Source organism: Enterobacter sp. PGRG2, from assembly GCF_030291195.1.
In the GTDB taxonomy this organism is placed as follows: domain Bacteria; phylum Pseudomonadota; class Gammaproteobacteria; order Enterobacterales; family Enterobacteriaceae; genus Enterobacter_D.
Genome location: NZ_CP127837.1, coordinates 3,867,977 through 3,881,137, shown reverse-complemented (window position 1 = coordinate 3,881,137; position 13,161 = coordinate 3,867,977). Strand labels below are relative to the sequence as shown.

The 13,161-nt window shown below is 51.9% G+C and carries 13 protein-coding genes; 5 read left to right on the top strand and 8 right to left on the bottom strand.

Annotated elements, in window-relative coordinates; all coding sequences use genetic code 11:
• Nucleotides 1-27: 27 nt before the first annotated feature.
• The 4 genes from QRD42_RS17360 to ugd all read left to right on the top strand — a co-directional run bounded on the left by QRD42_RS17360 (nucleotide 28) and on the right by ugd (nucleotide 4,777).
• Nucleotides 28-846 carry a glycosyltransferase family 2 protein gene (locus QRD42_RS17360; RefSeq protein WP_321987723.1) on the top strand — a complete coding sequence of 273 codons (819 nt, stop codon included), beginning with the start codon at nucleotides 28-30 and terminating at the stop codon, nucleotides 844-846.
• Nucleotides 836-1,726: a glycosyltransferase gene (locus QRD42_RS17355; protein ID WP_321987722.1), complete on the top strand. Its 891-nt coding sequence runs from the start codon at nucleotides 836-838 to the stop codon at nucleotides 1,724-1,726. The genes QRD42_RS17360 and QRD42_RS17355 overlap by 11 nt, the downstream gene beginning before the upstream one ends.
• 218 nt (nucleotides 1,727-1,944) lie before the next feature.
• Nucleotides 1,945-3,351 (top strand): NADP-dependent phosphogluconate dehydrogenase, encoded by a 1,407-nt coding sequence (gndA, locus tag QRD42_RS17350; RefSeq protein WP_072569024.1) that lies wholly within the window; start codon nucleotides 1,945-1,947, stop codon nucleotides 3,349-3,351.
• A gap of 259 nt (nucleotides 3,352-3,610) precedes the next feature.
• On the top strand, nucleotides 3,611-4,777 hold the full coding sequence (ugd, locus tag QRD42_RS17345) for a UDP-glucose 6-dehydrogenase (RefSeq protein WP_321987721.1): 1,167 nt from the start codon (nucleotides 3,611-3,613) through the stop codon (nucleotides 4,775-4,777).
• Between the two features lie 31 nt (nucleotides 4,778-4,808).
• Here ugd and QRD42_RS17340 read toward each other — a convergent pair whose 3' ends face one another.
• Nucleotides 4,809-5,813, bottom strand: a complete 1,005-nt coding sequence (locus tag QRD42_RS17340; RefSeq protein WP_321987720.1) for an NAD-dependent epimerase — start codon at nucleotides 5,811-5,813, stop codon at nucleotides 4,809-4,811.
• A 199-nt stretch (nucleotides 5,814-6,012) separates the two neighbouring features.
• Between QRD42_RS17340 and wzzB the strand changes: the two genes are divergently transcribed.
• Nucleotides 6,013-6,993: an LPS O-antigen chain length determinant protein WzzB gene (gene wzzB, locus QRD42_RS17335; protein ID WP_321988788.1), complete on the top strand. Its 981-nt coding sequence runs from the start codon at nucleotides 6,013-6,015 to the stop codon at nucleotides 6,991-6,993.
• A gap of 50 nt (nucleotides 6,994-7,043) precedes the next feature.
• Here the strand turns inward: wzzB and hisIE are convergent, their stop codons facing one another.
• From hisIE to hisD, 7 genes are read right to left on the bottom strand one after another with little or no spacing between them, the layout of a single operon-like run.
• Complete coding sequence (gene hisIE / locus QRD42_RS17330) at nucleotides 7,044-7,655, bottom strand: bifunctional phosphoribosyl-AMP cyclohydrolase/phosphoribosyl-ATP diphosphatase HisIE (protein ID WP_321987719.1); 612 nt, start codon at nucleotides 7,653-7,655, stop codon at nucleotides 7,044-7,046.
• A complete protein-coding gene (gene hisF / locus QRD42_RS17325) occupies nucleotides 7,649-8,425 on the bottom strand; it encodes an imidazole glycerol phosphate synthase subunit HisF (protein WP_072569019.1) in 777 nt (258 codons plus the stop codon). The genes hisIE and hisF overlap by 7 nt, the downstream gene beginning before the upstream one ends.
• On the bottom strand, nucleotides 8,407-9,144 hold the full coding sequence (gene hisA, locus QRD42_RS17320; protein ID WP_321987718.1) for a 1-(5-phosphoribosyl)-5-[(5-phosphoribosylamino)methylideneamino]imidazole-4-carboxamide isomerase: 738 nt from the start codon (nucleotides 9,142-9,144) through the stop codon (nucleotides 8,407-8,409). The genes hisF and hisA overlap by 19 nt, the downstream gene beginning before the upstream one ends.
• Complete coding sequence (gene hisH / locus QRD42_RS17315; protein WP_072569017.1) at nucleotides 9,144-9,734, bottom strand: imidazole glycerol phosphate synthase subunit HisH; 591 nt, start codon at nucleotides 9,732-9,734, stop codon at nucleotides 9,144-9,146. Before hisH ends, hisA begins: the two co-directional genes overlap by 1 nt.
• Entirely contained in the window at nucleotides 9,734-10,801 is a 1,068-nt protein-coding gene (hisB, locus tag QRD42_RS17310) for a bifunctional histidinol-phosphatase/imidazoleglycerol-phosphate dehydratase HisB (RefSeq protein WP_321987717.1), read from the bottom strand. The genes hisH and hisB overlap by 1 nt, the downstream gene beginning before the upstream one ends.
• Nucleotides 10,798-11,859 (bottom strand): histidinol-phosphate transaminase, encoded by a 1,062-nt coding sequence (gene hisC, locus QRD42_RS17305; RefSeq protein WP_321987716.1) that lies wholly within the window; start codon nucleotides 11,857-11,859, stop codon nucleotides 10,798-10,800. Before hisC ends, hisB begins: the two co-directional genes overlap by 4 nt.
• Nucleotides 11,856-13,160, bottom strand: a complete 1,305-nt coding sequence (gene hisD / locus QRD42_RS17300) for a histidinol dehydrogenase (RefSeq protein ID WP_321987715.1) — start codon at nucleotides 13,158-13,160, stop codon at nucleotides 11,856-11,858. The genes hisC and hisD overlap by 4 nt, the downstream gene beginning before the upstream one ends.
• Nucleotide 13,161: the final 1 nt, after the last annotated feature.

Sequence of the window (13,161 nt, the reverse complement as noted above, 5' to 3'; positions counted from 1 at the left end):
GCCTGGTTATTATAAGAATATATCATTATGAATAAAATAAGCGTCATCATTCCGGCTTATAATGCGGAGGGTACTATTGAACGAGCCTTACTTTCCGTTATCCGACAAGAAGGTGCATTCAATTTTGAAATAATTGTCATTGATGATGGCTCATCTGATAGCACAGCCGATAAAGTTTCGAGATTTGCTCATGAACAGAATATCGATATTGACCTGGTCAGGCAAGCGAATGCAGGCGTAGCGTCGGCAAGAAATGCCGGCATCAGGCGTAGTAGCGGGCAATATATTGCTTTTCTGGATGCTGATGACGAGTGGCGTAGTGATAAAACTCGTAAGCAAATGGTTTTTCTGGCAAACAGTGACTATTTTGTTGTTGGTGGCGGGTATCAGAATAGATTTATTAGTGCTGATGGTCGTGACGAACATATACATGTCACGTATCAAATGCAGTTAATGAAACAGTACTTCCAGCCTTCGACTGTGATTCTGCGAAAAGAAGTATTCAGCCACATTGATGGTTTTTCTGAAGGTCGAAGGTACAGTGAGGATGCCCTCTTTTTTTATTACGTAACACATCAATTTAAAAGCGCTGTATTACGTGATAATGTAATAAATTATGCAGATGATAAACATCCATATGCCTCTGGTGCAGGACTTGGCTCAAAGCTATGGAAAATGGAATCAGGCGAATTAAGTAACTATACTGAATTAATGGATAAAAAGCTTATAACAATGCCAAAGTATTTCTTTCTGGTAGCTTTTTCACTATTAAAGTTCTTTAGGCGTTTATTCATTTCAAAAATATACAAGTTACGCATGAAGAATGGTGACCGTAATGAAAGATAAAGTTCTCGTCTTGTTAGCTGCTTACAATGGCAAACAATGGATTGAAGAGCAGGTTGAGTCAATATTAAAACAGTCTAACGTCGATGTAAGAATTGTTATCAGCGTTGACGTTTCAACCGATGGTACTGAAGAACTTGTTCAGTCCATGGCCGCTAAACACCCCAATGTTGAATTTTTACCAATGGGTAAGAAGTTTGGTGGCGCGGCCAGAAACTTTTATCGTCTCATTATGGATGCCGATATTAAAGACGACGAGTATATCGCGTTGTCAGATCAGGATGATATCTGGAAAAATGACAAGTTATGTCGCGCTATTGCTAACCTGGACAAGAATGATTTTTATTCCAGTAATGTGACAGCATTCTGGGAAAATGGCATGCAATGTGAAATTGTCAAATCACAGCCTTTTGTTGATTACGATTATTATTTCGAGGCTGCTGGCCCTGGATGTACTTATGTTATAAAAAAAGCGGCCTATCTTGAACTTAGAAAGTTTATAATAGATAACCAGGGGCCGGTTTGTAATATTGCTTTGCATGATTGGTTTATATATGCTTTCGCTCGTTCCGGAAATTACAAATGGTACATCGACAACAATTCTGGGATGCTTTATCGTCAGCATGCAAGTAACCAGGTTGGTGCTAACAATAGCTTACGCTCAATATTCAAAAGACTTAGCCTGGTGAAAAACAAATGGTATCGGGCTGAAATCGAAAAAATAATTGAGCTATTCCCTTTAAGTAATGACAGATTTTTACACAAAAATATCCATTCAGGTTATGTCGGTAACTTGAAATTAATGTTCCATGTTTGCAGGTTAAGAAGACGCTCCCGGGACCGGGTGCTCTTAGCCATGGCGCTGGCGCTTAATTTCTTTTAATAGACGTTATAGTCGTTAAAAATACTTTTGTTAGTAGTTATTTTTTCATAAATAGAAACTATTTTCAGGTTTATGAGATTTTATCAAAAAATGCTTATTTGCTGTGTAAAGACCTGACAATTCATGAACTATTGTTTTTAATATTTTTGAGTTAACATCTAAGACACATTTTCAAGCCGCGCACATGACGCGGTGACCACACCTGACAGGAGTATGTAATGTCCAAACAGCAGATCGGCGTTGTTGGTATGGCCGTGATGGGGCGCAACCTGGCGCTGAACATCGAAAGCCGTGGCTATACCGTTTCCGTTTTCAACCGCTCCCGCGAAAAGACTGAGGAAGTCATTGCTGAAAATCCGGGCAAAAATCTGGTTCCTTTTTACAGCGTTGAGGAGTTTGTTGAATCCCTTGAAACGCCTCGTCGTATCCTGTTAATGGTGCAAGCAGGCGCGGGTACAGATGCTGCTATCAACTCCCTGAAACCGTATCTGGACAAAGGCGACATCATTATTGATGGCGGTAATACCTTCTTCCACGACACTATTCGTCGTAACCGCGAACTTTCTGCAGAAGGTTTCAACTTCATCGGTACCGGTGTGTCTGGCGGCGAAGAGGGCGCACTTAAAGGCCCGTCAATCATGCCTGGTGGTCAAAAAGAAGCGTATGAGCTGGTTGCGCCGATCCTGACTAAAATCGCTGCCGTTGCTGAAGATGGCGAGCCTTGTGTGACTTACATCGGCGCCGATGGCGCAGGTCACTACGTTAAGATGGTTCATAACGGCATTGAATACGGCGACATGCAGCTTATCGCTGAAGCTTACTCGCTGTTAAAAGGCGGTCTGAATCTGTCCAACGAAGAGCTGGCGCAGACCTTTACCGAATGGAACAAAGGTGAACTGAGCAGCTACCTGATCGACATCACTAAAGACATCTTCACGAAAAAAGATGAAGAGGGTAAATACCTGGTTGATGTGATTCTGGACGAAGCAGCCAACAAAGGCACCGGGAAATGGACCAGCCAGAGCTCGCTGGATCTTGGCGAGCCGCTGTCACTGATCACTGAATCCGTGTTCGCGCGTTATATTTCCTCTCTGAAAGAGCAGCGTGTTGCAGCATCGAAAGTGCTGTCTGGCCCGCAGGCTAAACCGGCTGGCGATAAAGCAGAATTTATTGAGAAAGTACGTCGTGCACTGTATCTCGGTAAAATCGTCTCTTATGCTCAGGGCTTCTCACAGCTGCGCGCGGCTTCCGAAGAGTACAACTGGGATCTGAACTACGGTGAAATCGCGAAGATTTTCCGTGCAGGCTGCATTATTCGCGCACAGTTCCTGCAGAAGATTACCGATGCTTATGCGGAAACCCCGGCCATCGCAAACCTGCTGCTGGCACCGTATTTCAAACAAATCGCCGATGACTATCAGCAGGCACTGCGTGATGTGGTTGCTTATGCCGTACAGAACGGTATTCCGGTGCCGACGTTCGGCGCGGCTGTGGCTTATTACGACAGCTACCGTGCTGCCGTCCTGCCAGCTAACCTGATTCAGGCACAGCGTGATTACTTCGGTGCGCATACATATAAGCGCACCGATAAAGACGGCGTTTTCCATACGGAATGGCTGGATTAATCTGATTTAACCTGAAAACTACTAAACGCCCGGTCTGCAACACCGGGCGTTTTTTTATGCGGAATGCACCTGTTACGGGCATAGTCCCGTTTGAAGGGGTAAGTAATTTCCTAAAAGCTTTTTTCCGGACAAAACCAGGTTCCGGTGGTCGTCTTGACAGGCGATAAAGGTAAGAGGTAAAACCCCCTCAGTTAACAAATTTCAGTGGTGGTGGTCTTGCCATCTCCAGACACTCAAACTTGAAGAAGTTACTTAGCGAATGAAAATAACAATCTCCGGTACAGGTTACGTTGGTCTTTCGAACGGTATTTTGATCGCCCAACATCACGAAGTGGTTGCGCTGGATATCATCCAGGCCAAAGTCGATATGCTTAACCAGAAAATCTCTCCTATCGTTGATAAAGAGATTCAGGAATATCTGCAGACAAAACCGCTTAATTTTCGTGCAACCACCGACAAGCAGGATGCCTATCGCGATGCGGATTTTGTGATTATTGCCACGCCAACTGACTATGATCCAAAAACGAACTACTTCAATACCTCAAGCGTGGAAGCGGTGATCCGCGACGTGCTGGAAATCAACCCGCAGGCCGTGATGATCATTAAATCCACGGTGCCGGTTGGCTTTACGCAGTCAATCCGGGATGAACTGGGTATTGACAACGTTATTTTCTCTCCGGAGTTCCTCCGTGAAGGGAAGGCACTTTACGACAATCTGCACCCGTCACGTATTGTCATTGGCGAGCGTTCAGAACGCGCGGAGCGTTTTGCGTCCCTGTTGCAGGAAGGCGCCATCAAAAAAGATATTAAAGTGCTGTTTACGGACTCGACTGAAGCCGAAGCCATTAAGCTTTTCGCTAATACCTATCTGGCAATGCGCGTGGCCTATTTCAACGAACTGGACAGCTATGCCGAAAGCCTTGGTCTGGATTCCCGTCAGATCATTGAAGGTGTCTGCCTCGATCCGCGTATCGGCAGCCATTACAACAATCCGTCCTTTGGCTATGGCGGTTATTGCCTGCCGAAAGATACCAAACAATTGCTGGCAAACTATCAGTCCGTTCCCAACAACCTGATCTCAGCCATCGTTGATGCAAACCGTACGCGTAAAGATTTCATCGCGGATTCCATTCTTTCCCGCAAGCCTAAAGTCGTCGGTGTCTATCGTCTGATTATGAAGAGCGGCTCAGATAATTTCCGCGCCTCTTCTATTCAGGGGATCATGAAGCGTATTAAAGCGAAAGGCGTGCAGGTTATTATTTACGAACCGGTCATGAAAGAAGATGAATTCTTCCATTCCCACGTTGTGCGCGATCTGGATGCGTTCAAGAAAGAAGCGGATGTCATCATTTCAAACCGCATGGCGGAAGAACTGGCGGATGTGGCGGATAAAGTTTATACCCGCGACCTGTTCGGCAGCGACTGATAAATAAGGCCCTCAGATGAGGGCCTTATTTTTACACTTTATAAAATGCTTTATACCAGTCAACAAAGTTCTTCACGCCCTGTTTAACTGAGGTTTGCGGACGGAAGCCGATAACATCATATAACGCTTTGGTATCCGCGCTGGTTTCCAGTACGTCACCCGGCTGGATCGGCAGCATATTTTTTTGCGCTTCGATGCCAAGAGCCTCTTCCAGAGCAGTGATGTAATCCATCAGTTCTACAGGTGAGCTGTTGCCGATATTATAAACGCGATACGGCGCAGAACTGGTCGCCGGTGAACCTGATTCCACTGTCCAGCTGGTATCAGCTTCCGGGATCACGTCCTGTAAACGGATGATGGCTTCGGCGATATCGTCAATATAAGTGAAATCACGCTTCATCTTGCCGTAGTTATAAACGTCGATGCTTTTACCTTCCACCATCGCTTTGGTGAATTTAAACAGCGCCATATCCGGACGACCCCATGGGCCATATACCGTAAAGAAGCGCAGGCCGGTAGTCGGCAAACCATACAGGTGTGAATAAGTATGAGACATCAGCTCATTGGCTTTTTTCGTCGCGGCGTAGAGCGACACCGGATGATCCACGGAATCGTCCGTTGAAAATGGCATCTTGCGGTTCAGGCCATATACTGAGCTTGAGGATGCATATAACAAATGTTTCACCTTGTTATGACGACAACCTTCCAGCACGTTGACATGACCGATCAAATTAGAATCAGCGTAGGCGAGGGGATTATCCAGCGAGTAACGTACGCCAGCCTGGGCGCCGAGATGGATCACGCGATCGAATTTCTCGTCGGCAAAGAGTTGCGCCATACCTTCCCGATCGGCAAGATCCAGCTTTTTAAACTGGAAGCCTGGCAACTGTAGTCGATCCAGACGTGCCTGCTTGAGGCTGACATCGTAATAATCATTGAGGTTATCAATACCGACAACCTGATGACCCGCCTGCAACAGGCGCTCGCTAACGTGATAACCAATAAAACCGGCAGCGCCAGTCACTAAAAATTTCATACTTGTCCTTTTCACCTGCGGTGCAACATGCCCGCTATTGTATGCTGATGCCATCAGCAAGGCTACCGGTGCAGGTGACCTTTATCTGTAGTTTCAGACAGTAACAAAATTAAACGGATTCTGATTCCAGGATTTTATGGAAAGTGTACACTACACTGAATTTTTAATCTTAGACTGGAATCTTCTTCTTAAGGTTGCTATGACGCACAACGATAATAATTTTGTCAGAAGTAATAATAATTCTGAACAAATTGATCTAATTGATATTTTTATGCAGCTGTGGCGTGGGAAGTGGCTTATTGCCATTTTCATTATGATTGCAGTTGTGGTCGCCGGAATCTATGTGTCCTTAGTAAAAGAGAAATGGACTTCAACGGCTGTTATCACTATGCCAGATGCCGGTCAGATAGCAGGTTACACCAATGCAATGGCGCTGATTTATGGTGATGGAAAAGTCGACAATCCTGACATTCAACAGCGAGTGATCACTCGTTTTAGCGGGGCGTTTTCTGCACTGGCTGAAACGCTTAAAAATCAGTCGGCGCCTGAGGCCCTGACCATTGACTCTGCGGTAAAAGGTCAGCCCTTACCGCTTAAGGTCACCTATCAGGGCGATTCAGCCAAACATGCGCAGCAGCAACTGGCGAAATATATTCAACAGGTTGATGAGCAAATAGCTGATGAGCTGGATCAGGATCTGGCAATCAACATCAAATCACGTCTTACAGAGCTGCAGGACTCGCTGGCGACTCAGGAAAAAGTGGCTCAGGAGCAAAAAAATCTGCGCATCAAGCAGATCACGCAGGCGCTGACTTTTGCTAAAGATGCTGGTGTTAACCAACCTCAGGTGCAGCAAACCCAGGATGTCACACAGGATACGTTATTCCTGCTGGGGAGTGATGCGCTGGAGTCCATGATCAAGAATGAAGCCTCACGACCGCTGGTGTTTTCCGGGGATTATTACCGTACACGACAAAATCTGTTAGATATTCAGCGTATCAAACCCGATCCGGCAAATATGCATGCCTATCGTTATGTCATGAAACCAACGGAACCACTGTTCCGCGACAGCCCAAAACGCTCTCTGACGGTATTGATCGCGGCATTGTTGGGTGCCATGGTTGGCGCTGGCGCCGTCCTGGCCCGCAACGCCATCCGTAACTACCAGCCTAAATACTAAAATTCAGGCACAAAAAAACCGGGCACTCAGCAGCCCGGTTTTTTTTCGTCTTATTTATGCCGCTTACGCAGGTTCTCAATCACCGCCGTCATATCCAGTTCCTGATCCTGCAGCAGCACCATCAGGTGATACATCAGATCCGACGCTTCGTTGGTCAGTTCTTCACGATCGTTAACCGTGGCGGCAAGCGCTGTTTCCACACCTTCTTCACCGACTTTTTGCGCGATGCGCTTGGTGCCGCTGGCGTACAGCTTCGCGGTATATGAACTTTCAGGATCCGCTGTCTTACGCTCCGCCAGCAATTGTTCCAGCTGGTACAGAAATAGCCACTGATGGCTCGCTTCGCCGAAGCAGCTTGAGGTGCCCTTATGACAGGTAGGGCCGATGGGATTGGCCAGCACCAGCAGGGTATCGTTATCACAGTCAGGGGTGATGCTGACCACGTTCAGGAAGTGTCCTGAAGTTTCACCTTTGGTCCATAAGCGCTGCTTAGTGCGTGAATAAAACGTCACTTTGCCGCTCTCCTGCGTTTTCGCCAGCGCCGCTTTATCCATATAGCCCAGCATCAGCACTTCGCCGGATACCGCATGTTGCACCACGGCGGGCAGCAGTCCGTCGGTTTTTTCCCAGTTCAGTCGGGCCAGTTGTTGCTCTGTTAACATACCCTGATCTCCACGCCCTGGGCTGCCAGGTACGCTTTTAATTCACCAATATTAATAATCTGTTTGTGGAACACCGAGGCTGCCAGCGCGCCATCCACATCGGCGTCGCGGAAGGCTTCGAGGAAATGTTCCATGGTGCCCGCGCCGCCCGAGGCAATGAGCGGTACGTGGCAGACCTCGCGGACTTTTTTCAGCTGCGCAAGATCGTAGCCGTTACGCACGCCGTCCTGGTTCATCATATTAAGGACGATTTCTCCCGCGCCGCGCTTCTGCACTTCCTGCACCCAGTCGAGGGTTTCCCACTGCGTCACGCGCGTGCGGCTTTCATCGCCGGTATACTGATTAACGTGATATTTGCCGCTGGCGTCATCAAACCAGGTATCAATACCCACCACAATACACTGCACGCCAAAGCGATCCGCCAGACGGGTGATCAGCTCCGGATCCGCCAGCGCCGGGGAGTTGATGGAAATCTTATCCGCGCCGAAGGTGAGAATGCGCGCCGCATCTTCTGCGGATTTAATCCCGCCCGCCACGCAGAAGGGGATGTCGATCACTTCCGCCACGCGCGTCACCCAGCTTTTATCCACCACGCGGCCATCGCTGGAGGCGGTAATATCGTAGAACACCAGCTCATCCGCGCCTTCCTCGGCATAGCGTTTTGCCAGCGGGACGATGTCGCCGATAATCTCATGATTACGGAACTGCACGCCCTTCACCACCTGGCCGTCACGTACGTCCAGGCAGGGTATTATCCGTTTTGCCAGCATTGGATGGCCTCCGTTACGTTAAATTTACCTTCCAGCAGCGCACGCCCGACAATCACGCCGCGCACGCCCGTGCCGCGCAGGGCGGCAATATCTTCCAGATCGCCAATGCCGCCGGATGACTGGAACGCCACCTGCGGATAACGGGCGCAGACTTCTTTATATAAAGAGACGTTCGAGCCTGCCAGCGTACCGTCACGGGAAATATCAGTGCACAGCACATGCTTAAGGCCTGACGGCAGATACATCTCCACCAGCGCTTCCAGCGACACGCCGGAGTCTTCCTGCCAGCCGCTGACCGCCACCTGTTTGTTGCCCGCCTCGTCAATGCGCACATCCAGCGCCAGCACCAGCGCATCAGCGCCAAAACGGCTGAACCACTGTTTAACCAGCTGCGGGGATTTTACCGCCGTGGAGCCCACCACCACCCGCGCCACGCCAGCCTCCAGCAGCGCCGCCACGTCATCTTCGCTTCGCACGCCGCCGCCCACCTGCACAGGGACGTTCACGCCCGCCACCAGCGATTTAATCAGCGGGATCTGTCTTTTTTGCGGATCTTTTGCGCCGGTTAAATCCACCAGATGCAGCACCTCTGCCCCCTGCGCGGCATACTCCTGCAAACGAGGCAGCGGATCGTTACCGTAGTCGCGCTGCTGGCCGTAATCACCCTGATGCAGACGCACTACCGTGCCGTCGATCAAATCTAATGCCGGAATAATCATTACATCTCCAGGAAGTTTTTCAGCAGCTGCGCGCCTGCGGCACCGGAGCGTTCCGGGTGGAACTGCACGCCATAAAAGTTATCTTTCTGCACCGCGGCGGTAAAGGCCTCGCCATAATGGCACTGGGCAATAGTCCAGGTATTCACCGGCATGGCATAGCTGTGCACGAAGTAGAAATAAGATCCGTCTTCAATGCCCTGGAACAGGCGATTGCCCGCTTTCGGGTAGATGCGGTTCCAGCCCATATGCGGCAGCGGCAGCCCGACATCTTTCATTTTCGGCACGTCCTGCTCAATGATGCCCAGCAGATCGACGCCGTTATTCTCCTCGCTGCGGCTGCCAAGCAGCTGCATGCCCAGACAGATCCCCAGCACCGGCTGGGTACAGGCTTTGATCAAATCGCTCAGCTCGCGTTCGTGGATCTGATCCATCGCTGCCTGGGCGGTGCCCACGCCTGGCAGAAACAGTTTGTCGGCGCGCAGAACCACATCCGGATCGCGGCTCACCAGCGGCGTATAACCGTGGCGCATCACTGCGGATTTCACCGAATTCAGGTTGGCGCAGCCGGTATCAAGGATCACCACGTTCATCACAGCACCCCTTTAGAGGAGGGAAGGGTATCGCCTTCCACACGGATCGCCTGGCGCAGCGTGCGGCCAAAGGCTTTGAACAGGCTCTCCACGCGGTGGTGATCGTTCTTGCCTTTGGTTTTCAGGTGCAGCGTCACCGCCATGGTATAGGAGAGGGAGCGGAAGAAGTGCTCGACCATCTCAGTGCTCAGATCGCCCACGCGCTGATAGGTAAAGTCCGCGCGGTATTCGAGGTGCGGGCGGCCGGAAATATCCAGCGCGCAGCGCGCCAGGCATTCGTCCATCGGCAGCACAAAGCCGAAACGGTTGATGCCGCGCTTGTCCCCCAGCGCCAGCTTCAGCGCTTCGCCCAGCGCGAGGCCGGTATCTTCCACCGTGTGGTGATCGTCAATATAGAGATCGCCTTTCACGGCGATTTCCATGCGGAAGCCGCCATGGGTGGCGATCTGATCCAGCATGTGGTCGAAGAAGCCGACGCCGGTATTAATCTTGCTGCTGCCTTCGCGATCCAGCCACACCTTAACGTCGATCTGCGTCTCTTTGGTATTGCGTTCAATGTGCGCGTAGCGATCGCGTTTGGTCAGCTGCTCGCCGATCATCGTCCAGTTCAGCGTCTCGCGGTTATAGCGCAGGCCGGTGATGCCCATATTGTCGGCAAGCTGAATATCTGTCTCGCGATCGCCAATAACATAGCTGTTGGCTTTATCCAGCGCCTGTTCCGCCAGATAGTTTTCCACAAGGCGGGTTTTCGGTTTACGGCAGTCGCACTCGTCCGCCGGCAGGTGCGGGCAAATCAGCACCTCGTCAAAGACCACGCCCTGAGAGGTAAAAATCTGCATCATCAGATTGTGCGGGCCATCGAAATCGGCCTGCGGGAAGCTCGCCGTGCCCAGTCCGTCCTGATTGGTGATCATCACCAGTTTGAAACCGGCTTTTTGTAAGGCTAGCAAAACCGGAATGGCATCCGGCTCGAAGGCCAGCTTGTCAAAACGATCGACCTGAAAGTCGCTCGGCGGCTCGCTAATCAGCGTGCCATCACGGTCAATAAAGAGGTACTTCTGGCTCATACTTGCTCCGCACGTAAGGCGTCAATGACGCGCTGGCTTTCTTCCCGGGTGCCAATAGTGATGCGCAGGCAGCCGCTCAAAGTGGGTTGTTTATTTTGATCGCGTAAGATAATGCCCTGATCCCAGAGCGATTTAAATACCGCGCTGGAGGCGGTGAGGCGCACCAGAATATAGTTGGTTTCCGAATCAAAAACCTGTTCGACGCAGGGAATATCGCGCAGATTCTCCACCAGATACTGACGTTCCGCCAGGATCTGCGCCACGCGCTCGCGCATTGCGGCAATGCCCTGCGGGGTCAGCGCCTGCGCGGCGATGTCCGCCACCGGCGTGGAAAGCGGATAGGGGGCGATCACCTTCATCAACAGGCTAATGACTTCTTCATTGGCCAGCGTAAAGCCACAGCGCAGACCCGCCAGCGCAAAGGCTTTAGACAGGGTACGCAGCACCACCAGATGCGGATATTCCGCCAGCCAGCCGGTGAGCGTCGCCTGCGGGCAAAACTCAATATAGGCTTCATCAGCGACAACCAGCGCTTTACCGCGGGTCATCTCCAGCAGCGCCCGCAGATCCGCCGGGTTGACGATCTGCCCGGTCGGGTTGTTCGGGCTGCATACGTATAGCAGCTTCACGCCGTCGAGCTTTTCAGCAATGGCGGGCACGTTGAGCTGCCAGTCGTCCAGCGCCTGTACGGTACGCGTTTCCACGCCGAAGGTTTCGGCGCTGACGCTGTACATACCGTAGGTTGGGGGGCAGAACAGCACCGCATCCTTGCCCGGCTCGCAAAAGGCGCGGATCAACAGTTCAATACCTTCATCAGCGCCCCGGCTGACCAGCACCTGCTCCGGTTTGAGTCCGGCATAAGCGGCATAGCCGTCAATCACCGCTTTCGGCTGACACTCCGGGTAACGGTTCAGCGTCTGCTGTGTAAACTGAAACGCCACCGGCGTCGGGAATTCATTGGCATTCAGCCAGACATCGCCCTTACCGCCCAGACGGCGCGCAGACTGATAGGGCGTCAGGTTGCGCACATTTTCACGCGCGAGTTCGGTGATGCTCATGCTTGCTCCTTAAGGGCGTTAACGCGCAGCGTCACGGCATTTTTGTGCGCGTGCAGGCGTTCGGCGGCGGCCAGGGTTTCAATGGTGGAGGCGAGGGCGGCGAAGCCGTCGCGGGACAACTCCTGCACGGTCATGCGTTTCTGGAAATCCGCCAGCCCGAGGCTGGAACAGGTGGCGGTATAACCGTAGGTCGGCAGCACGTGATTGGTGCCGGAGGCGTAATCCCCCGCCGATTCCGGCGACCAGTCACCCAGAAATACCGAACCGGCGCTGGTGATGTCGTCAACCAGCGCACGCGCTTCGCGGGTCTGGATGATCAGGTGTTCCGGGCCATAGGCATTTGAAATCGCCACGCACTGCGCCAGATCCCGCGCCACAATCAGACGGCTGGCCGCCAGCGCCTGGCGGGCGGTATCAGCACGCGGTAAATCCGCCAGCTGACGCTCAACGGCCTGCGCCACCGCTTCCGCCATGGCGTTGTCCGGCGTCAGCAGAATAACCTGCGAGTCCGGGCCGTGTTCGGCCTGGGAAAGAAGATCGGAGGCCACGAAATCCGGCGTCGCGCCGCTGTCGGCGATCACCAGCACTTCAGAAGGCCCGGCAGGCATATCTATGGCCGCGCCATCAAGACGCTGGCTGACCTGACGCTTGGCCTCGGTCACATACGCGTTGCCGGGGCCGAAAATTTTATCCACTTGCGGGATGGAATCGGTGCCGAAAGCCATGGCCGCAATCGCCTGCGCGCCGCCCACTTTATAGACGTCCTGCACACCGCACAGCTTCGCCGCATAAAGGATCTCATCGGCAATCGGCGGCGGTGAGCAGAGCACCACTTTCCGGCAACCGGCGATGCGCGCCGGTGTCGCCAGCATCAATACTGTCGAGAACAGCGGAGCGGAGCCGCCCGGAATATACAGGCCGACCGAATCGATCGGACGGGTCACCTGCTGGCAGCGCACGCCCGGCAGGGTTTCGACATCCACGGTTTGCAGCTGCTGCGCCATGTGAAAGGTGTCGATATTTTTGACCGCTACGGCCATAGCATGTTTAAGAGTCTCTCCCAGACGGGCGCTGGCGTCGTCAATTTCCTGCGCGGTGACTTTCAGCGCGCCAACCTCGGTTTTATCAAACTTCGCGCTGTACTCGCGCAGCGCGTCGTCACCCCGGGCTTTCACGTTATCCAGGATCCCGGCAACCGTACGGCTGATGCTTTCTGATGCGGAGATCGCCGGGCGCTGCAACAGTTCACGTTGCTGTTCCGGGCTACAGCTGTTCCAGTCGATTACAGTATTGAAGCTCATC